The organism is Fibrobacter sp. (assembly GCA_024399065.1).
GTDB lineage: Bacteria > Fibrobacterota > Fibrobacteria > Fibrobacterales > Fibrobacteraceae > Fibrobacter.
Window position 1 is genome coordinate 1 of sequence record JAKSIB010000008.1, and the last position, 20292, is coordinate 20292.

The 20292-nt window shown below is 50.3% G+C and carries 18 protein-coding genes; 13 read left to right on the plus strand and 5 right to left on the minus strand.

Annotation, left to right across the window (positions count from 1 at the left end; all coding sequences use genetic code 11):
- Positions 1-285: 285 nt before the first annotated feature.
- The 9 genes from rimM (at position 286) to MJZ25_05505 (ending at position 7607) form a co-directional block, all read left to right on the plus strand.
- Complete coding sequence (gene rimM, locus MJZ25_05465; GenBank protein MCQ2123618.1) at positions 286-852, plus strand: ribosome maturation factor RimM; 567 nt, start codon at positions 286-288, stop codon at positions 850-852.
- Positions 849-1553, plus strand: a complete 705-nt coding sequence (trmD, locus tag MJZ25_05470; GenBank protein MCQ2123619.1) for a tRNA (guanosine(37)-N1)-methyltransferase TrmD — start codon at positions 849-851, stop codon at positions 1551-1553. The genes rimM and trmD overlap by 4 nt, the downstream gene beginning before the upstream one ends.
- Before the next feature lie 16 nt (positions 1554-1569).
- Positions 1570-1914 (plus strand): 50S ribosomal protein L19, encoded by a 345-nt coding sequence (gene rplS, locus MJZ25_05475; GenBank protein ID MCQ2123620.1) that lies wholly within the window; start codon positions 1570-1572, stop codon positions 1912-1914.
- Positions 1915-1940: 26 nt separating this feature from the next.
- Positions 1941-2852 carry a cyclic nucleotide-binding domain-containing protein gene (locus tag MJZ25_05480; protein ID MCQ2123621.1) on the plus strand — a complete coding sequence of 304 codons (912 nt, stop codon included), beginning with the start codon at positions 1941-1943 and terminating at the stop codon, positions 2850-2852.
- The gene (locus MJZ25_05485; protein MCQ2123622.1) at positions 2852-3784 is read left to right on the plus strand and encodes a Crp/Fnr family transcriptional regulator; all 933 of its coding nucleotides are present in this window, start codon (positions 2852-2854) and stop codon (positions 3782-3784) included. The genes MJZ25_05480 and MJZ25_05485 overlap by 1 nt, the downstream gene beginning before the upstream one ends.
- A gap of 65 nt (positions 3785-3849) precedes the next feature.
- Positions 3850-4227: a preprotein translocase subunit YajC gene (gene yajC, locus MJZ25_05490; GenBank protein ID MCQ2123623.1), complete on the plus strand. Its 378-nt coding sequence runs from the start codon at positions 3850-3852 to the stop codon at positions 4225-4227.
- A 17-nt stretch (positions 4228-4244) separates the two neighbouring features.
- Positions 4245-4787, plus strand: coding sequence for a peptide deformylase (gene def, locus MJZ25_05495; GenBank protein MCQ2123624.1), 543 nt, complete (start codon positions 4245-4247; stop codon positions 4785-4787).
- 19 nt (positions 4788-4806) lie between these two features.
- On the plus strand, positions 4807-6219 hold the full coding sequence (locus tag MJZ25_05500) for a SpoIID/LytB domain-containing protein (protein MCQ2123625.1): 1413 nt from the start codon (positions 4807-4809) through the stop codon (positions 6217-6219).
- A 26-nt stretch (positions 6220-6245) separates the two neighbouring features.
- Positions 6246-7607, plus strand: a complete 1362-nt coding sequence (locus MJZ25_05505) for a tRNA (N(6)-L-threonylcarbamoyladenosine(37)-C(2))-methylthiotransferase (GenBank protein ID MCQ2123626.1) — start codon at positions 6246-6248, stop codon at positions 7605-7607.
- Positions 7608-7747: 140 nt separating this feature from the next.
- Here the strand turns inward: MJZ25_05505 and MJZ25_05510 are convergent, their stop codons facing one another.
- Positions 7748-10435 (minus strand): fibro-slime domain-containing protein, encoded by a 2688-nt coding sequence (locus tag MJZ25_05510; GenBank protein ID MCQ2123627.1) that lies wholly within the window; start codon positions 10433-10435, stop codon positions 7748-7750.
- Positions 10436-10616: 181 nt separating this feature from the next.
- Here MJZ25_05510 and MJZ25_05515 point away from each other — a divergent pair, with 181 nt between their 5' ends.
- The gene (locus MJZ25_05515; protein MCQ2123628.1) at positions 10617-11237 is read left to right on the plus strand and encodes a hypothetical protein; all 621 of its coding nucleotides are present in this window, start codon (positions 10617-10619) and stop codon (positions 11235-11237) included.
- Positions 11238-11342: 105 nt separating this feature from the next.
- On the opposite strand, the gene MJZ25_05520 is transcribed toward MJZ25_05515, so the two are convergent.
- The gene (locus MJZ25_05520) at positions 11343-12224 is read right to left on the minus strand and encodes a DUF3078 domain-containing protein (GenBank protein MCQ2123629.1); all 882 of its coding nucleotides are present in this window, start codon (positions 12222-12224) and stop codon (positions 11343-11345) included.
- A gap of 152 nt (positions 12225-12376) precedes the next feature.
- Here MJZ25_05520 and MJZ25_05525 point away from each other — a divergent pair, with 152 nt between their 5' ends.
- Positions 12377-12892: a hypothetical protein gene (locus tag MJZ25_05525; protein MCQ2123630.1), complete on the plus strand. Its 516-nt coding sequence runs from the start codon at positions 12377-12379 to the stop codon at positions 12890-12892.
- A 299-nt stretch (positions 12893-13191) separates the two neighbouring features.
- Here the strand turns inward: MJZ25_05525 and MJZ25_05530 are convergent, their stop codons facing one another.
- From MJZ25_05530 to MJZ25_05540, 3 genes are read right to left on the minus strand one after another with little or no spacing between them, the layout of a single operon-like run.
- Positions 13192-14463 carry an argininosuccinate synthase gene (locus MJZ25_05530; GenBank protein ID MCQ2123631.1) on the minus strand — a complete coding sequence of 424 codons (1272 nt, stop codon included), beginning with the start codon at positions 14461-14463 and terminating at the stop codon, positions 13192-13194.
- Positions 14464-14514: 51 nt separating this feature from the next.
- Positions 14515-15417 (minus strand): monofunctional biosynthetic peptidoglycan transglycosylase, encoded by a 903-nt coding sequence (gene mtgA, locus MJZ25_05535; GenBank protein MCQ2123632.1) that lies wholly within the window; start codon positions 15415-15417, stop codon positions 14515-14517.
- A complete protein-coding gene (locus tag MJZ25_05540) occupies positions 15417-16541 on the minus strand; it encodes a CHC2 zinc finger domain-containing protein (GenBank protein MCQ2123633.1) in 1125 nt (374 codons plus the stop codon). Before MJZ25_05540 ends, mtgA begins: the two co-directional genes overlap by 1 nt.
- A gap of 30 nt (positions 16542-16571) precedes the next feature.
- On the opposite strand from MJZ25_05540, the gene murB reads away from it, so the two are divergent.
- Positions 16572-17498 (plus strand): UDP-N-acetylmuramate dehydrogenase, encoded by a 927-nt coding sequence (murB, locus tag MJZ25_05545; GenBank protein MCQ2123634.1) that lies wholly within the window; start codon positions 16572-16574, stop codon positions 17496-17498.
- Between the two features lie 13 nt (positions 17499-17511).
- Positions 17512-20292, plus strand: a complete 2781-nt coding sequence (locus tag MJZ25_05550; protein MCQ2123635.1) for a TIGR02171 family protein — start codon at positions 17512-17514, stop codon at positions 20290-20292.

Here is a 20292-nt window from a genome sequence, read left to right on the forward strand (position 1 = left end):
AAGAAGGCAAAGCTCGGTCCTAAGGCTCTCGCCAAGATCGAAGCTGAAAAGGCTGCCAAGGCTGCTGCTGAAGCAGAAGCTGCAGCTGCTGCAGAAGCTCCGGCTGAAGCTGCTGAAGCACCGGCAGAAGCTTAATCCAAGCTTTTTGAATGAGTCTCGCGCAGTAACCCTGCACGAGGCTTTTTTCAAAGGAATCGCAAGGTTCCAAACCCCCTTTGCAACCACCTTCCATATACAGTATCCGCTTTTTAGTTTACTGTAGTCAGATTCCCACCCACGTCTTTAATGTCTGAATCCGAAGCACAAGAAGAGTATATCACCGTATGTCAGCTCATGCGCACTCATGGCGTAAAAGGCTACATCAAGGCGATGCCTCTGACTCACGACCTCACCCGTCACGAGAAGCTTACGGATGTGATGCTAAAAAAGACCAATAGCGAACTGGTTAAACTGACGGTGGAAGATTCCAGGCTGGCAAACAACTTGTGGCTGCTTAAATTCAAGGGGTACGACACACCAGAGTCCATCACCCACTTTGTCAATGGCGACATCATGATTCCTGAATCTGAACGCCTGCCTGCCCCCGAGGGCGAGTACTACATTGACGACCTGGCTGGATTCCGTGTCAAACTGGAAGACGGCCGTGATGTTGGAGAGGTCATTGAGGTTCAAGAACTCCCCTCCGTCTATGCCTTCCAGATCAAGTTTGATCTGGAGTACCAGAAAGAGTTTTCCGCTCAACCTATTCTAGCCCCCTGGGTCGACGACTGCATCTTGGAAATCGACGAAGAAGGCGAGAGCATTACCTGCGGCGCAGACTACCTCAAGAGTATGTGCCCGGGGGAAAAATGAAGATAGATTGTATCACCATTTTTCCTGAAATGTTCACTCCCATGAAGTCTTCTATCATGGGCAGGGCTCAGAATAAGGGGCTTATGGAATTCAACACTGTCTACCTGCGAGACTTCGCAATCAATGACTACGGTCAGGTAGACGACGTTCCCTACGGCGGCGAGCCGGGCATGGTCATCCGACCGGAACCTCTGGCTAAAGCTATTCGCAGTACGGGCGTCAAGGAAGACGGCGGCAAGGTCATCTATTTGACTGCAGACGGCGTGCCTTTCACCCACAAACTGGCAGAGGAGCTTTCCCACGAAAGTCACCTGGTGCTGGTATGCGGGCACTACAAGGGTATCGACGACCGCATCCGCCAGTCCGAAGTGGATTTGGAAATTTCCATAGGCGACTTCGTTGTCAGTGGTGGTGAATTGCCCGCCATGCTGGTAACAGACGCAGTGGTCCGCCTTATCGACGGCGCACTCGGCAACCGAGAATCCGGTGATACCGACTCCTTTGCCCAGGGCGTACTAGGATGGCCGGTCTACACCCGTCCGGAAGTTTTTGAAGGGAAAAAGGTTCCAGATGTGCTTTTATCGGGCCATCACAAGAACATTGCAGCCTGGAGGCGTCAAGAATCGTTAAAAAGAACGGCAGAAAGGCGCCCAGACATCTTTAAAAATCTCGAAAGAGATACTAAATTTGGCATCAAATAATTAACTGAGGTACATTATGTCCCTGAATATCGAAGCAATCCAGAATGAAAACGTGAAGACCGACCTTCCGGAATTCCGCGCTGGCGACACCGTCACCGTTAACGTCAAGGTTATTGAAGGCACCAAGGAACGTATCCAGCCGTTCAAGGGCGTTGTCATCCAGGTCAAGAACTCTGGCATTTCCAAGACCATCACCGTTCGTAAGATGTCCAACGGCGTTGCTGTTGAACGTATCTTCCCGGTCAACTCTCCGCGTATCGCTAACATCCTCCTGGATCGCCCGGGTAAGGTTCGTCAGTCTCGCATTTACTACATGCGCGACCTCCGCGGTAAGGCTGCTCGTATCGACGAACGTCAGTAATCTTTACTGCTATCGGTAGTCCGACCATGAAAACGGTGGATTCCCGGCAACATATAATCCCGCCCAATCGTATTCACGTGAAGGCGGGATTTGTTGTTTATACTCCGGATAGCGACGAACGGAGTATCGTCATCCTGAACGACGGGGAACTGGCAGCTCGCAACAAAGACAATCACAACGAAATTGTTTTCACCATGCATCCAGGTGACCTCGTAGGTGTGGCCGCCCTCTTGGAGCGTGAGCCTTTCCATCACGAACTTGTGGCTACCAAGGATTCCACCATCACCATCGTCAACGAAGAGTGCATGGAATCCGAACTGCATCGTCTGCCGGTATGGCTTCTTGCCGTTATCAAGACCCTTTCTGCAAAGACCCGTAAGCTGAAGTATGCAGCCCGCCAGTCCAACGTGCAGAACACCTTGAAGAGCCTGGCAGAGTACTGCAGCCACAAGCCAGCAAAGACTCCGCAGTCTCTCACCGAGATGATCCAGGAATACGCCTGGCTTACACGCATCCCCAGCGACTCCGTGCAAGAGGATTTCAAGTCCCTCATCCGCAGGCACCTGCTGCAGCTTACGAAAATCGACGGCCGTGCGATTTGCAAAATCCCCGACCCGTTCCTCCTGAAAATTTTCATCGACTACCTGACTTCTGTGGAGAAGTGCGAAACCTTCGCACCCTACAAGCTGACGCTTTACCAGAAAAAGGTTCTGGTGTTCCTGTCCACCATGGACGCTGGCGTCAAGAAGGATGGTCCGGGGTGGCTTGCCTTCATAAAGCAGAACGACCCCAAGGCCGATGTAACAGAATGGATTCACCTGGTCAAGTTGGGTTGGTTCAAGCCCGTAGATGAAGACAACTTCGCTGTCGATACAAACAAAGTAACATACTTCTTGAAAGCCCTGCGCTACGAGACCAACATTCGGGGGGTCGTATAATGAATCTTTCCGAAGGTCAATTCCTCTGCAAGGAAGGAGATTCCAAGGACGCCCTCTACATCGTAAAGGACGGTCTCCTCAAGGGATCTTCTACCCACACAAGCAAGGTTAACAACTACGGTCCCGGCTCCCTGATTGGGGAATTCAGCTTAATCGAGGGTACGCCTTGCGATGAAACTATCCAGGTCATGGAAGACGCTGCAATCCAGGAAATTCCTCACGTTGCCTTGAAGAATATCCTGGACGAAGAACCAAGCTGGCTCCGCTCCATTTTGACATTCCTCACCGGACGTTACCATATTGCCGAAGAAGCAAACCAGAAGAACAGCCGCGTCATGGCCTTGCCCACTCTTCTGTACTTGCTGAAATCCCATCTGGAAAACAATCCGAACCAAAAGATTTCTCTTCCGGAAGTCATCAAGGAAATCAACATCCTGGTGAACTTGGGTCGCGAAGATATCCAGGAACTTCTGTCCGCATTGGAAGGCCTAGATGTGCTCAAGGTTCACGGCGACGAAATCTTTGTAGATAGCCCCCGCGTCATCGGGCTTCTGTACGAGACAATCCAGTACCGTGCTACTAAGAAGAAGGTTTCTCCCAACATTCTTTCCATGACGGAACAGATGATCCTTACCGCCATCATGAAGGCCGTACAGGAAAGCCACGAGCCGCTGAACAACGGTGTTTGCGTCGTCACCACCGATACCATCAAGGCTACCGCCAAAAAGGCAATGCACGGCATGACCGTCACCATGCTCACCATCCAGCCCTTGGTTCAGCGCGGTCTCATAAAGCCCTCCATTCCCGTGGACTTCGGCGATCCCACCATCCCTCTGGAATCCATCGGTTTCTTCTACTGTGATTTCGAGAAGATCATGGATATGCTGGAATTGAACCGCATATTCCCGCAATTGGACAAGAAGCTGGTCTAATCGTTCCGCGGTTTTTACTATTTTATTTCCGTAATTATTAAACCCCTTACATAAAGGTTATTCAAATGAAACTTTCCGCACTTCTCATCTCCCTCGCTTCCGTTGCAGCTTTTGCTCAGGATGCAGCAGCAGAACAGCAGCCCAGCGCTTTGGGTGGTTTCCTTCCGCTGATCCTCATGTTCGTCGTGATGTGGTTCTTCTTCATCCGCCCACAGAGCAAGGAAAGAAAGCTTCAGGAAGAAATGCGCAAGGGCCTCAAGAAGGGTGACAAGGTGATGACCACCGCTGGTATCATCGGCATTGTGACCAACATCGACGAAACCTCTACCACCGTCACTGTTCGTACCGGTTCTACCACCCTCATCGACTTCGAAAAGGCAGCAATCCTCCGCGTTCTCAACGCAGAAGCAAAGCCGGCAGAAAAGACCGAAGAAAAGAAGTAATCCAAGGTACATAAGTTATGGCAATCCTCCCCATCCGAATTTACGGCGACCCGGTTCTGCGCAAGAAGTGCGAACCCATTACCGAAATTACCCCGGAACTCCGTCAACTGGCCCGCGACATGCTTGAAACCATGTACGACGCCCCGGGTTGCGGCCTTGCCGCTCCTCAGATTGGCAAGAACATCCGTCTTGTGGTGATCGACACCGCTATCCCCGGAGAAGAGGAACCCCGCCCCTACATCATGTTCAACCCGGAATGGGAAGCTGAACCTGATGCAGAAATCGTTGAATACGATGAAGGCTGCCTCTCTGTTCCCGACATTTTCTGCAACGTGCTGCGTCCGAGCAAGGTCTGCGTACGATTCTTCGACATCAACGGTGAAGCCCAGGAAATCCACGACTGCGACGGTCTCTTTGGCCGCTGCATCCAGCACGAAACCGATCACCTGAACGGTGACCTGTTCGTGGACAAGATCTCTACTTCTGACCGCATGATGAACCAGTCCAAGTTGAAGAAGATGGCCAAGGATTCCCAGGCCAAGCTCAAGGGCAAGCGCTAATTTAGGGCAGGGATATCCATTGAAGTTCCGGTGGACATTCCTCTCCATTCTCTTTTACAGCCTGACGCACTTTGCATTTGCAGAGTCGCAGGCTGTTTCTGCATCTGCAGATGATTTCGACCTGCCCGAAGACGTGGCCAAGGCGGAAGTGGTCAAGTTCGTTCCGGTAGCTCCGACAAACGCAGCGCCTGTTGCTCAACCTGTCGTAGACTCCGCAAGCGAAGATTCCTTGTTCATGGAAAACTTCGCTCCCATCGAGGCGGTTTCCACATCAGAAGAAGTGGAAGTCGCTTCACCCCAAGGTTTGCAAAACAGGGCCATTCCTCAGGAATTGAACCGCCCCATCCGCGTAGGGATTTTCGTTGGCGTCAAGGAACTTTACCTGATGTTCAACGGCGAAGAAATCAAGGTAACCGCAACAGGCTCCCGCGTTAAATTGCAGGCCGGCGGCAAGTCCATGGAAATGGAATCCCGCGAATTCCAGAACGAAGACGGCAGTTGCCTCGCCGTAGCCCAGGACCAGAAATCCTTAAAGCGCGCCTGCTATCCGGGCTCCGTACTGCTCCGCGCAACCAATGGCAAAGTCGACGCAATCAACGCCGTCGACGTGGAAGACTACTTACGCGGTTCCGTGCCCTACGAAATCGGCAAGCTGGACGCCTCCCGCATCGAAGCATTGAAGGCACAAGCTATCGCCGCACGCACCTACGCCTACAAGCATTTTAACAGCCGCGAAGCCATGGGTTTTGACGTCTATGCCGACGTGAAAGACCAGGTCTATAAGGGCCTGGAAGGCGCCACCCCGCTGACCGACGCAGCGGTCAAGGCTACCGCAGGCGTAGTCATGACCTACAACGGCGAATTCATCATCGCCTACTACCATTCCACATGTGGCGGCAAGACAGAAACGCTGGCCACCTGGAATCGTCCCAACCTTCCCTACCTGCAATGCAAGCCGGACCTGCGACCCAATGGCAGTCCCTGGTGCGATGAGTCTAGCTACATGAAGTGGGAGAAGCGTTTTACAGACAAAGAAATTGTTGACCTGTTCAAGAAGAATGCCAAGGAAGCCAAGGCAAAGTTCTCCGGCGGAACTGGAGCCGACTTCAAGAAGGTCAAAAACATTACCATCATCGACACTTTGATCAGCGGTCGCATTCTCACCCTTCGCATTGTAACAGACAAGGGTCACTTTGACGTTCTTACGGACAAGACCCGCTGGCTTTTCAAGAAGGCAAATTCAATCCTCCCCTCCTCCCTCTTCAGCGTTACCCACGAAAAGCAGGAATGGATCGTGAAGGGTTCCGGATTCGGCCACGGCGTTGGCATGTGCCAGATGGGCGTCCGCGCCAGAGCACAGGCCGGCCAGTCCTTCCAGGAAATCTTGACCCACTACTATCCGGGCATCACCTTGGAAAAGTACACCCGCTAATCTTCGTCAACTAGCAAAGCAAACTTATGTCCAAGCCCATTCTCAAAGTCATCAGCCAAGGCTGCGCAGCCAATTTCGGTGAAGGCGAAAAGATTGCCCGACTGCTGCAAAGCAAATATGACGTGGTGTTCGGTTTGGACGGAGAACGTCCCGACGCGTACATCTTAAACGTCTGTACGGTAAAGGGCAATGCCAGCGCCATCAAGCTCTTGAGACAAGCAAGAGACGCAGCACCCGAGGCCGCTATTTACGTCACCGGATGCGCCCCCAAGGACCTTCGAGAAGAAGTGGCCTGGATTGACGGGAAAGTCGTTTTCACAAGCCTGACGGAACTATCCAAGGGCTCCACCGAACTCGCCGCAGAACAAGCCCAAGAACCCGCAAAAACATCCGTACTTCGCGAGGCTCTACAAGTCGGCATCGTGAACATCGAAGAAGGCTGTCTCGATGCCTGCGCCTACTGCTCCACCCGACTGGTTAAAGGACGTCTCCGCAGTTTTGCTGCAGACTCCATCGTTGAGCAAATCCGCCAGCTCGTGCAGGACGGTTGCCGTGAAATCCAACTCACCGGACAAGATTGCGGATGTTATGGTTTCGATTTTGCGGAAGGCACCAATAACGGTGTCAGGAACCTGGCCGAGCTGGTTCAGAAGATTCTTGTGAACGTGCCTGGAGATTACCGCATGCGCCTCGGCATGGGCAACCCCCGCCATATGATGCAGTACAGCGAAGCCCTCATGGAATGCTTCCAGGACGATCGCGTGTACAAGTTCATCCACTTGCCGGTTCAAAGCGGTAGCGAGCGCGTATTGCAGGCTATGAACCGCAAGCACACCGCAGAAGACTACGTCAAGCTTGCCGCAGAATTCAACAAGCGATTCCCGCTGTTCACCCTCAGCACGGATCTCATCGTCGGCTTCCCCGGAGAAACAGACCAGGACTTTGAAGACACCCTCCAAGTTCTCCGCGAAACCCGCCCCACCGTCTGCAACATCACCCGCTTCGTTTCCCGCCCGGGTACACCAGCCAGCCGCATGGTAGACGTCGTTCCCGACGAAATCAAGCACAAGCGTTCCGCGGAACTGGCTGCCGCCTTTCAGCAAATCGCCGCAGAAAACAATTCCCGTTGGATCGGGCAGACAGAGCTGGTCACCATCGAGAAGCAAGGCTACCGTAAGGGCACCCTCATCGCCCGAAACGACGCCTACCGCCCCGTCGCACTCGCCATGCCCAGCACAAGCGCAAACACTGCATCTGGCGCAGCCTCCAGCACGATTCTAAAAGGCGATATCGAAGCTTCCACCGCCCTATACCGCCCGGGCGAACGACTCCTCGTAAAAATTACCGCAGCCGAGCCCTTCGCCCTCATCGGCCAGCCAATCGTCTAAACACAAGCTTACCGCACCACCTGCACGCCAACACTACGCGCCAACACCGCGCACTGCATCCCCGAAATACAATCGCTTTTACAAAAAGAAAAGCCCCAGGCTTTACGCCTAGGGACTTTTCTTAAACGCTATTCCAGCGATTACTTCTTTTCTCTGCGGTAACCGCGAGTGTAGACGTTTGTAGTTCTGGAGTAGATAACGTTGTTTTCCTGAACAGCGCCACTAATCTTCTGGCAGGGAGTGTATTCTTCCTGAACCACGGTCACCTGATAGATATAGACGCCAGTTGCCAAGGCACGGCCATCCTGGGAAACCGGGTACATCTTGACGGTTGCAAGGAGCACACCAGTTTCACCATACACCGGAGTCTTACATGTAGCCGGAATAGAAGAATCCTCTTTCTGCTTAGACAAGGCAGCCTTAATCATGTCTTCGGTAACAACCTGCTGGTACTGGCTCACGAAGTGGCCCAGGTGGTCGAATACGCGGACATTGATACGGAACGGACCCTGCATTGCGAAGGACCAGCTAGTGCAGCTTTCAGTTCCGTCAGAGAAGCACATAGAAGCATCCTTTGCCTTGCCGCCAACGATTGCAGTAGCACTGTTGCTAAGAGAACCATCGGCACTTGCAGAGCCAAAGAGCTTTGCGTCATCGTCGGTCAGGAGCAACGGGTTACCATTCTTACCGACCTGCTTGCCATCAGCTGTATATTCCGGAAGCGGAGCAAGGATAAGATCTGCAGTGGAGTTGATCGGCAGTTCGCCACCGTTTGCGTCTGCCATCTTAGTCAATTCTTCAGCCTTTTCTGCGAAGTCCGGACGAGTAATGTCCTTATCCTGTTCAATAGGCTTAACGACACCAGAACCGAAGAACTTGACGAGAGCCCAGCTATTCAGGTCATCCGGATAACCAACCACCGGCTTGCCAGAGGAAGAGGCGATATCGAACGTAAGCTTTTCGTTCCATTCAAGCAATCTGTTCCAAAGGGTCGGGTCAAGCTTGTCGTAAGCAGCCTTCAAATCTGTGTCTTGTGCAATATCCTTGTCATACTGGAAGTTGAAGGCCATCATGTCATTACCAAGAATGCCACCCTTTTCAACCTGACCATCTTCACCAATCAGCACACCGGACATCTGGTACAGGATACCGTTGGCACCCTTATCCACGTCACCGGAAATGGAAGTGACGTAGTAACCATAGGTCTTGTAGGTGGTCACACCATTAATAGTCACGGCACGAACCACAACCATGGCGGGCTGAGCAAGATCCGGGTTTGTACTACCGAGGTTGAGGTAAGCCATAGTTTCCGGAGAGAGGGAGGTATTCAGCAAAACGCTAGTGGTCTGGTTACCTTCATCGTCAGCCTTCACGGTCACGTTACCGATAGACGGCTGACCATAGCGGGACGGAGCAACTTCAGCAAGAGAAGAACGAATGTAAATGTTGGAACCATCGGTCTGACGGTCTGCATAGAAGAAGTGCAAGTGGTGCCAGGTATTGTCGGCCCAACCAGTAGCGTCGGAAGCACCATCGCAGTTAGAATAGTTAGCGAGAGGTTCACCAGCATGGCAACCATGGTTGAACTGAGCCAAGGTAAAGATGTTCACGCTACCCGGAGCAGAAAGATGTGTACCGCCAAGGTCCACAACGAGCACACCGTCCACGAAGATCCACATGTCATCGTCACCGGCGAATTCGAAGACTTCCGGCTTGTATTTACCGTTCTTGTCCACCTGGTTTGCAGCCTTGTACTTGAACTTAGCATAACCCATCATGGTGAATGCATAGTTGCGGAGGTGCTGCTGACCAAGATTACCAGCGACGCTGGATGCGGCCAAAACAGCTGCATTCGGGTTTCTCGGACCGCCATTCTTCAGCCAAGCTTCGCAAAGTTTGGAAGTATTAACCTTACGGTAGTCAATCTGAGAACCAGCGTACTGATAGTTGTAAGGCGGGCAGAAAATGGAGAGGGACTGGGGACCATACTGTTCACACACACCATGAGGCTGAATTTCAGGATTACACTGTTTCATGCCAGCCCAGGTTCCGTCTGCATTAATAGTATCCAGCGGAGAGTAACCACCGTTGTTGTAGTTATAGTCGTAGATGTAGTAACCACTCTTGGCATCTCTCGGGATATCCATAGTGGTATTGGTTCTCAAGTTAACACCGTCAACATCCTTATACCACTGGCCAAAGAAACGGCTGTCGCAGAAAGGGTTGTCCTGTTCGATGGTAACACCATCGTACATGTCGTAGTCTTCACCTTCTGCAGGAGGAGCAAACACCAAGTGCGGCTTAACCATGCCCGGGGTATAGTACACGGGGTTGGCCCAAACAACGGCGTTATTGGAGCACACAAAGCCCTGAACTTGAGGATCTCCAGTGGAGGCATCCACGCCGACCCTTTCGTAACCACGCTGGGTAATACCATTCACGGTACTGTTGCTGCATTCACCATACTTAAGGACTGTGGTAGTAGCGGAGGTCTCTTGCAAGTAACTCGGAAGAGAAGTGTTCTTCTGGTGCGGCTTACCGTCGATACCAATGGTAGAACCGAACTTCGTAGCGTCGTTACCGCAGGTTTCATGATAGACCGTTGCATTATACCAGTCCATATCAAAGCCGTTGACAGACATCAGCGGGTAGTTGAAAATCTCATTCTTGTGCGCGTGAGCTTCTTCGGAGAAATTTTCAAAGTCCGGGTGATTCGGCTGGAAGTCGCGAATCACAATATCAAGCTGGGTAATATCATTAGCTACAGCAAAAGCCAGGGACGAACATCCCATCAAGGTTCCCATGGCCAACAATTTCTTTGCGTTCATATAATCCAATCTCCACCTATGATATAGGTTACGAATATTCAAACCTAAATATACACCATTTTTGGCCATTTTAATAATGCAAAATTTTAAAAAAGGGGTATTTTACGATTTTTGCAATTTTTCGTGACCATTTTCAAGCCATATCGTCCCAAAACACCCCTAAAAAGCTAAATAATAGCCCATGAATTTCACAACAGTATTTACAATAGTCATTGCAGCAATCATTTTAAGGGCCCTTTGGCTCAGGCTCAAAGCCTCAGGAACCCGCAACGACAATTTCAAGCAACTGGCACCCAAGGACCAGCTTTCCGTACTCAAGGAATGCCTATTGAACAACCCCACGGAGCGAAATCTTCAAAATTTAGGGAAATTCGGCGCAGAGAACGGTTTTTCCTTTGATGTAGAAACTTACCGTCCCTTCATGGCCCGCCAACTGGAAATTTCCAAAAAAAAGGACGCCATTGCCGAAGACAACGAACTTTTTGCGGATGAAGCTCGCTGGCTCGACGCAATCCTCCCCCTTGAGTTCAAGGAAGCAGAGGATGCCCTGCGAAACAACGATAAGCGACAGTTCATTGAAAGAACCATCGAGGGCATCGCAAGGCTGTATTCCGACGAAGCCATCCAGTCCACCCTGAAAAATCTGGCATCCGAGTATAGCAAGGCAACCACTCTCCTGTCCCGCTACAAGGAACTTGTGGAAATTCGCGATCAAAGTGGAGCAGACGAAGCCTCCCTGGACAAGCTTCGCAAGGCACGAGACCAATGGGAAGCAGACCTTTTGGATATCGCCGAAGAATAAAATTAACCTGAGCACAAAAAAAGAGACCGACGTTAATCGGTCTCTTTTTAATATTTTTCTAGCAGAAAAGCTGGCGGTCTTCTGCGATTGCCAGCTTGGTCTAGATTAGAACAGGCGCCAAGTTACGCCGAACAAGACCATGGTCTTGTACTGAGCATTTTCGGACTGATCCCAGTCGTATGCCATGTCGAAGCCAGCCTGGAGTTCAACACCAGCAGCGAGAGAAACGGTCAGGAGGTTTTCCCACTTGCCGTCGATCTTTTCAACGCCCTGGAAGTTGGTGAATGCCCACAAACGGCTCTTGAAGTTCACGACGTCAGAGAAAGCATACTTGCCTTCAGCGATAACTTCGAGACCCGGCTCGTCACGGAAGGTTTCAACCTTGTCGGTAGTTTCCGGATCGTCAGCATAGCCGTAACCATCGGAAATGGTCATACGGTTTGCGAAACCGCCACGGATAGAGAAGTTGTCATTGGGGATGTAAGCAAGACCGGCAACCTGAGTTTCATAAGCCGGGTCCATGAAGCTGGAAACAGCCTTAGCATGGGTTTTGCCTTCATCATCGGTGGAGTAGGAGTAGCCGTTCATAACCTGAGTTTCGAAGCGGTTGCCGATGTAAGCCTTGACAGTAGCAGAGAACGGCAAGTTGAAGTCGAGCATGGATTCCCAGAAGAGCTTGTCGTTAGACTTGCGCCAACCGAGTTCTTCAGTCCAAGTCTGGCCAACTTCTACGTCGATGAGGTTACGCCAGTTAGCGACCTTCCAGTTACCCTGGACGTCTGCGTGCCACAGGAACAACCAGTTATAGTTGGAGGTACCACCTGCCTGCCAGTTGCTGAAATTGTACCAGTTAATCTTGACGCTAGTGAAAACGTCAGCCTTCCAGTTTTCCGGAAGAGTACCTTCAAAAGTACCACCTTCAGCCATTGCGGGAGCGGCGATTGCGCAAGCAGCGGCGCATGCCATCAAGAAAGATTTCAACTTCATTTCGATTCCTCAATTTTGTCAAAGATTTACTTTGATCGTGATTTGACTGGAAAAATAGGAATATTTATAAATCAGTCAAATGAAATAAAAAAGTTTACCCTCTTTTCGTGATATGCTTCACGAAACAACACCTCCAATGCTATATTTTGGACATGAAACTCCCCCTCAGCTTCAAAAAAATGGTCACAGTCCTCGTTCTGTTGTTCGTGGGCATGGCCTGTGCTGCAGAAAAAAGGCTGCATTTTGAATCTGGTGTCGGTTTCCGAAATCAAACCCCGCTGGTTATTATGGGTGGCGTATCCTACGGAGAACTGACATTCCGCCTCCAGGGACTGGGTAAGCACAATGGTCCCAGGGATTTTTGGTGCGGCATGCGCGGAAGCTTCCTTTGGACGTTTTTCAACGAATTGCCCTTCAACGTCAGTCTCGGACTAGGTGCTGGCTACGAATACGCCCAAGCCCCCAACGACTTGCATAAAGCCATTAACCAAGCCAACCAAGCCCTATATCTTTATCCCTACAATCAAAAGGAAATCCTTGATGTCTCTGGTGAAATCTGGGCCAACATCTATGGATTTTACACACAAATTAGCATTCCCGTCTACAAGATCATGGAGCATGACGCACCCCGCATTTTATGGGGCGCAGGCTACATTGTAAAGTTCTAGACTAAAAACTGATTTAAAACAAATTCAAAAAAAGAGCCGCGATTTCTCGCGACTCTTTTTAAATGCATCCTTACTCTATGAAGTTGCTTAAGGAATCCTTCCCTGACGAAAAGGCTAGATCTTTTGAATCAAGGAGGGAGTCCAGAGGGCGGACAGCTCAGACAATTTATTGTCTAGAGCGCATGGTCCTCTTTAGAGGAGAACCTAGGGTTCCCTTTGCATTACTAGCACGCTTCGCGTGCAGTAATCTACGGCTCGGAAATGCGAACACAAGTGTTCGCGCTTCACTCGCCTTACGATTACTTCTTCGGGAGCTTGACCGGGGAACCGAAGTCCACGTTGGTCTTGTTGCCGAGGAGGAGAGCACGGGTCTTCAGCGGGAGGCCGAAGCAACGGATGAAACCAGTTGCATCCTTCTGGTCGTACATTTCGACGTCAGAGAAGCCACCGAGGTTCATGTCGTAGAGGCTGAAGGGGCTCTTCATGCCAGCCGGGATGATGTTGCCCTTATAGAGCTTGAGGGTAACTTCACCGGTAACAACCTTGTTCACTTCGTCGAAGAAGGCGTCCATGCACTGACGGAGCGGGGTGAACCACTGGCCATTGTAGACGAGGTTTGCATAGGTCATAGACATCTTCTGAGCTTCGAACAAGGTTTCCTTGTCGAGGACCAGCTGCTGGAGGCATTCGTGAGCCTTGTAAAGGAGGGTGCCACCCGGAGTTTCGTAAACGCCGCGGCTCTTGAGGCCGACAAGACGGTTTTCAACGATGTCCAGGAGACCGCAAGCATTTTCGCCACCGATCTTGTTCAAGGTTTCGAGGAGTTCCACTGCGCCCATCTTCTTGCCGTTGACAGAGACCGGAGTACCCTTGTCGAAGCCGATGGTAACATGAGCCGGCTTGTTGGGAGCCTTTTCATAGGTCACGGTATGCTTGAGCATATCGTACTGGTGTTCCTTATCCGGTTCTTCCAGGATGCCACCTTCGTGAGAGAGGTGCCACAGGTTGCCATCTTCGGAGTAGATCTTCTTCTTGCTGATGCCGTTCAGAGGAATCTTGCGGGCGGCAGCATAGTCAATAGCATCTTCGCGGCTGTGGATGTTCCACTTCGGGTCCTTCCACGGAGCGATGATTTCGAGCTTCGGGTTGAGAGCGGCGTAGGTCAGTTCGAAACGGACCTGGTCGTTACCCTTACCAGTTGCGCCATGGGAAACAGCGTATGCGCCTTCCTTTTCAGCGATCTTAACCTGGTACTTTGCGATAAGCGGACGAGCGAAAGAGGTACCCAGGAGGTAGGTGCTTTCGTACTTGGCACCAGCGCGGACGGTGGGCCAAACGTAGTCTTCGAGGAATTCCTTCTTGAGGTCGAGAACGTAGCACTTGGATGCACCAGTTGCAAGAGCCTTCTGTTCCAGAGCCTTTGCATCCGGGAAGTCATTCTGACCGAGGTCAGCGGCGAAAGCGATCACTTCGCAGTCGTAGTTTTCCTTGAGCCAAGGAATGATGATGGAGGTATCGAGGCCACCGCTATAAGCGAGGACGACTTTCTTCTTGGATTCTTTCTTTGCCATTGTTATTGTCCTTTTTTAGACAGTTGAATTTTGACTTACAAAATATAGTATCTAGCGGGAGGTTTGTGCAGTGGAGCCGCCACTACCACCCGAGGAAAGAGGTTGTACAGGCGGGGCAACAAGTTGCCTCAAGGAATCTACAAGCAGGCTATCCCTCTTGGGGAACATGTTCTGGTAGATGACCGCACGGCGCTTGGCCATGAACTGGCTTTCACGCATTCCCGGATGATGCTTGCCCGGACTTGCAAGAATGGCCGCCATGTTGATGGCCTGGTCCAGGCTGATTTTCGAGCAGCTCTTCTTGTAATACAGTTTGCAGGCTTCCTGACAGCCGAACACATCCTTGCCCCACTGGGCGTAATTCAGGTACAATTCCAGAATGCGGTCCTTACCCAATTCGCGCTCCATGAGGACAGCGTAGGCCAGTTCCTTGAACTTGCGGTTAAAGGATCGTTCGCTGCTCAAGAAAACATTCTTCGCCAGCTGCTGAGTAATGGTGGAACCGCCAAACTTGGTTCTGCCAGCATTCTGGTTCGCATCAAGAGCCTCGGCAATGGCACGGACATCAAATCCCGGATGGAAGTAGAAACCAGCATCTTCACTTGCAATCACCGCCTTGCGCAAGTAAGGACTGATGGAATCTAGGGGGACATAGGTATGCTTGATCTGGATGGCCGGATTGGAGTCCTGCAAGGCCTCCATGTACTTGCTCATTTCCGGTTGCGTTTCCTTCAACTGTTGCACACCATCGTAGATTTCATAGCCATAGGTAAACGCCCTGTAAAGCAGGTAGGACGCACCAATGGAGAATGCCGCGGAATAGATAATGGCGATCAGCAACGCCTGGCGAATCACAAAATTTATGGTTCGGTACAGCCATTTAAAAATGAAGCCACAGACCTTCGTAAACTTGCACTGGAAAAACCAGCTGAAAAAAGCTTTCACCTTCCCCATTATTTTTTACCCCCAAACCAATCGTTAATGTCCTCCCCTTCCTTCATGGCCGTAGGCAAGCCTTCAAGGCCTTCTCCTAGCACAATGTTTCGAATTCCGGCCTGGTTAAAGAGGTTCCCGATATACTCCATTCCGCTGCGGCCAGCCTCGTCGTGATCCAGACAAAGAACCACACTTTTATTCTTGAAAAGATTCAGCCATTCCACCTTGAAGGACCGGACCCCAGGAATTCCTACGGCGTTGATTTTCTGGCCGATGAAAGTCAAGGTATCGATACAGCCTTCGCACAAGTACACCCAGCCAGGAGTTCCATCCAGGGCAGCCACATTGTACGGATACGGAACAGTTCCACGCAATAGCATTTCCTTGGGAGTAATTCCGCTTTCTATGGCGCGGGCCTGAAAATACCAGGCGCGGCGCTGGGAATCCAAGTAAGGGAAAATCAAAGGATACTTGTAATAACGAAGATTGCCCTTGTCGTTATACAGACCGACATACTTCAAGACTTCTTCGCCAAATTCTTCACGCAGCTTGCGGTTCAGTTCGCCGTAGTCCGTAATCGTGCGCAGAAGCATTTTATCCCAGACAGGCTTGTAAATTCGGCGACGGGCAAGCCAGGCGGCGGCCGGCGTGTTGTCCACGGGGCTGAGATGTTTCAGGAAGGAAAGAATCACGCGTTTGCGTTCATCTTCTGAAATAAGCTCCTTCTTTTCCTCTACGGGAGGCATATCCTGAAGAACCGGGGCCGGGCGGAAATTCATGGTCTTGGACGTATTGGACCTTGATGCAGAGCCTGATGCAGAATTCTGAACTACAGGACGTTTTGCACCATTGGGCACAAGGAAAGGATATTGTTCCATGAGCCAGTCAAGAGCTTCGGTGAAGGAGCAATCCTTTACAAGCTGAACAAGGGAAATGACATCTCCGCGAACATCGTCGCAAACCCAGCAACGGAAAGATCCACGCTCCTCGGAAACAGAAACGGAAGGGGTGCGATCGCCATGGGAATGACGTTGCGGAAAGAAGCATCTGCATTTTCCGCGCACGACGTCAACCCCCAGTGACTGGGCCACTGCGGTAATGGATATGGACGCCTTGAACTGTTTCAGTTCCTCGTTTGTCATCTTCCATAAATATATAACTAAATTTGAGGTATGGAAATCCTTGAAAATGAACTTATGAGCAAACACACCTCCTTTAAGGTAGGAGGTGCGTCCCGTTACTTTGTTAAGGCAGAATCCGTAGATGAAATCAAGGATGCTTGCAAGTTCGCAAAGAACAATGGACTTGCCCACTTCATTTTAGGTAACGGAACAAACCTTCTGGTTTCCGACAAGGGATTCAATGGACTAATCACAACCTTGGGAAGAACTTTTTCCGAAGTGACGGATTTAGGAGGCGGGAAGTTCAAGGTTGGAGCAGCCACGCCCCTGGGGGGATTCGCCCGCAAAACCATCAAGTTAGGTTTCGCAGGAATTCACAAATTGGCGGGCATTCCAGGCACCTTGGGCGGAGCCATCTACATGAACGCCGGGGCCTACGGCCAGGAAGTCAGCCAGACCTGCGTAGAAGTGGAAAGCCTTTGCGCCGACGGAGCCATACGAATCAGAACTGCAGACGAATGTGGTTTTGGTTATCGTCACAGTCTGTTTCAAGAACTGGCTGCAAATCCGGAAACTGCTGAAATTATTTTATCCGCAACATTTCAATTGCAGCCTGCAAAAGTTTCCGGCAAGGATAGCTACACGCTGGAAACGGAAATGCAGGAATGCATGGCCAAGCGAAAGGCGAGCCAGCCACTGAACATGCCTAACGCAGGTTCCACCTTCAAACGCCTGGATGTGGGCTCCACAGATATGCCTCAGCAAATCGCACCCGGTTACTACATCGAACAATCCGGACTCAAGGGCTATCGCATTGGCGGCGCCGAGGTCAGCACCGTCCACGCCAACTTCATCGTGAATGCCGGCGGAGCCACCGCAAGCGACATCAAAGCCTTAAGCGAACATGTACAGAAAACCGTAGCAGAAAAATTCGGAATCCAGCTCCGTCGAGAAATAATCCTTCTCGGAGATTTCTAAGCACGCCTTTCCTATGAAGCCTTTCGCATTTATTTGCTTTCTGGTTCTAGGCGTCATCACCGCCTGTTCTATGGACGAAGGCAACGGCATTGATGCAGAAACCAACGTCCCCATTGCAGAAATTGATTCCCTGCATGAAGATTTCATTCTGGTCCACTCCAGCGGTAAAACCAGTTTTGTCGGCAGCGATGATTCTTCCGCCAAAGTAAACGAACGTCCGCAAATGGGCGTCACCTTCTCCTATGATTTTTCTCTTGAAAGGCACGAAACAACTTGCAAAGAATTCAAAAAGTTGATGCAAGAGGAATACAAGGACTTCGACTCGACAATCAGCTGCAAGAGCAGTTCCGCACCCATCACCAGAGTAACCTACTACGACGCCATACTGTTCGCCAATGCACGAAGTAAAACAGAAGGTTTCGATACCGTCTACACCTACACTAGGCTAAACCTGAACAAGGACAAGCATTGCATCAATCTTGAAGGACTCAATTTTCATCCCGAGAAAAAAGGCTATAGACTCCCCACTGAAGCGGAATGGATTTTTGCTGCCTCCCAAGGTTGGAACACAAACAATTCTTGGCACCAAGACAACGCCTCTGGACTTTCTCACGACATATGTCAAAAGGGTCAAAACGACGCAGGCTTTTGCGACTTGGAAGGCAATGTCATGGAATGGGTAAACGATTGGTTGGGTAACTTTAAGGACACAACCATCACAAACTTTGTCGGAGCCCCAGGCGGAAACGAAGTTGGCGAAAGAGTCGTAAAAGGCGGATACTTCAATAGTGACCCCATATCAATAAATCCGCATCGACGCGGCGACACGTACGTCGTCACAGGCCCCGACTACACAAACTACATTGGTTTCCGCCTAGCCTTCGGCCCCATAGAAAACGGAACCTGGTTAAGCAGTAACGGCCACATCACAAGCGACAAACTCACTTCTACGGCAAGTTCCGCACAAATAAAGAAACTAACCGGAACCTTTGACGCAAAGCTAGCCTTTAGAAATAATATTTCCGGAAATCTCGTCTATCTGGATTACACTTCCGGAAGCGCTTCGTTCACTGAATTCATGGACACTATTCCCGTCTACCATCCTGAAATTTCACCCGACGGAAGATACGTCGCATTTTGCACAAGGCCCGAAGGCACCCCAGGAAATTCAGAGATTTACGTCAAAAAGTTGCAGAAATACGACACGCCCCTCATGAAACTAGACGTTGATTCCGCGGCAATTCCACGCTGGAGAATTCTTGACGACGGGAGCACTGTCATTACCTACGTAAATAGTGCAAACACAAATAATGGCGAAGACTTTTTAACAACTTCTTCCACCTGGCAAGTATCTTTCAGCAAGAACAAGTTCGGTGAACCACAAAAAATATTAGATGGCGCATACCACGGAGGTATTAGCGACGACAATAAAATTGCAGTCACGGGAGCTCGACTTCTAAGAGCAAAGATTGCCACTGAAAACGACATTTTCCAATCCTCAGCATCAGATACTGTTTGGTACAACAACGAACAAGCCTGCAATGTGAGTTTGGCAAAAGATGGAAGCAAGCGTGTTCTGTTCCTAGATTTCGCTGGAAAGACAGGGAAAAAGTATGTCGGCAACGCATACCATGTTCACGAAAGGCTATTCGTCACAGACAGCACAGGAGCACTTATCCAAAGCGTAAAAGCTCCCCAAGGATTCACTTTTGACCATACCGAATGGGTTCAAGACAATTTGGTAATAGCCACACTAAGTAGTATCAGTGACAATCATGAAAAGATTGTTTTGGTAAACCTTTCGGACAGCAGCACGACAGAGCTGGTCGAAGGTACGGATTTATGGCATCCCTCTTTATGGATCAATCCTCATTCCTTTACTGAAGACAGCACCTTGAATCTGGATAGTGCAGGAGTCTACATGTTCGCAAACGACAGTTGGGCCTCCACCATCATGCGATACAAAATGGAACTGCTATGGGATTATTATGACACGCTTAACGTGGCTATTTTGGGGTCGTCACGTCCGTTCTACGCGCTGAGTCCTAACCGACTCAGCAAAAAATTCTTCGCCGTCAATTTCGCCCACACCCCAAACTCCATCTACGCCATACAGGATTTTGCCGAAAAATACATTCTCACCCACGGCCACAATTTAAAATACCTGGTTGTATCCCTCGATATAGATTTTTGGTATCACACCAACGACGACAACAGCAACAACTTCTTTGTTTCCGCAGCTCCAAATTATCCAGGTTACGTGTACGACGCCAACCACGATTATTGGAAAGATGGCGTTCCCGAAGGACTTGCCAGAGCAACAAAAAAGAACTTAAGTATCGACAACGACTTTATCTACTTGAATGACCGCGGAAGACTTTTGGAAACCATTTGCGAAGGATGGGGCGGTGATGCAGACGTTAAGGTCGACAGCACCATCTTTGATAATGATCCCAGCCTTTTGGATAATTCAAAAGCAGCACTGAAGGATATTATCCAAAAGGCCAAGAACAGAAACATTTATGTCATTGGAATGGTCTTCCCGCAAAACCCCGCCTACAAGGAAACAGGCGCTTTTGGACGCTACGGTCTTCGCCGCTCTACGGCAAAGAAACTCATCGAAGAATTGAAGAGTTGGAGTTCAGACTATCCCAATTTCATCCTAATGGACGAAAACAAAATGGGAAATCACGACTATTCAGACGATATGGCTTCCGACCAGGACCATCTCTGCACAGACGGCAGTCAAAAGATTACAGCACGCCTTGATTCCCTGCTTAAAACTCTGGATTAA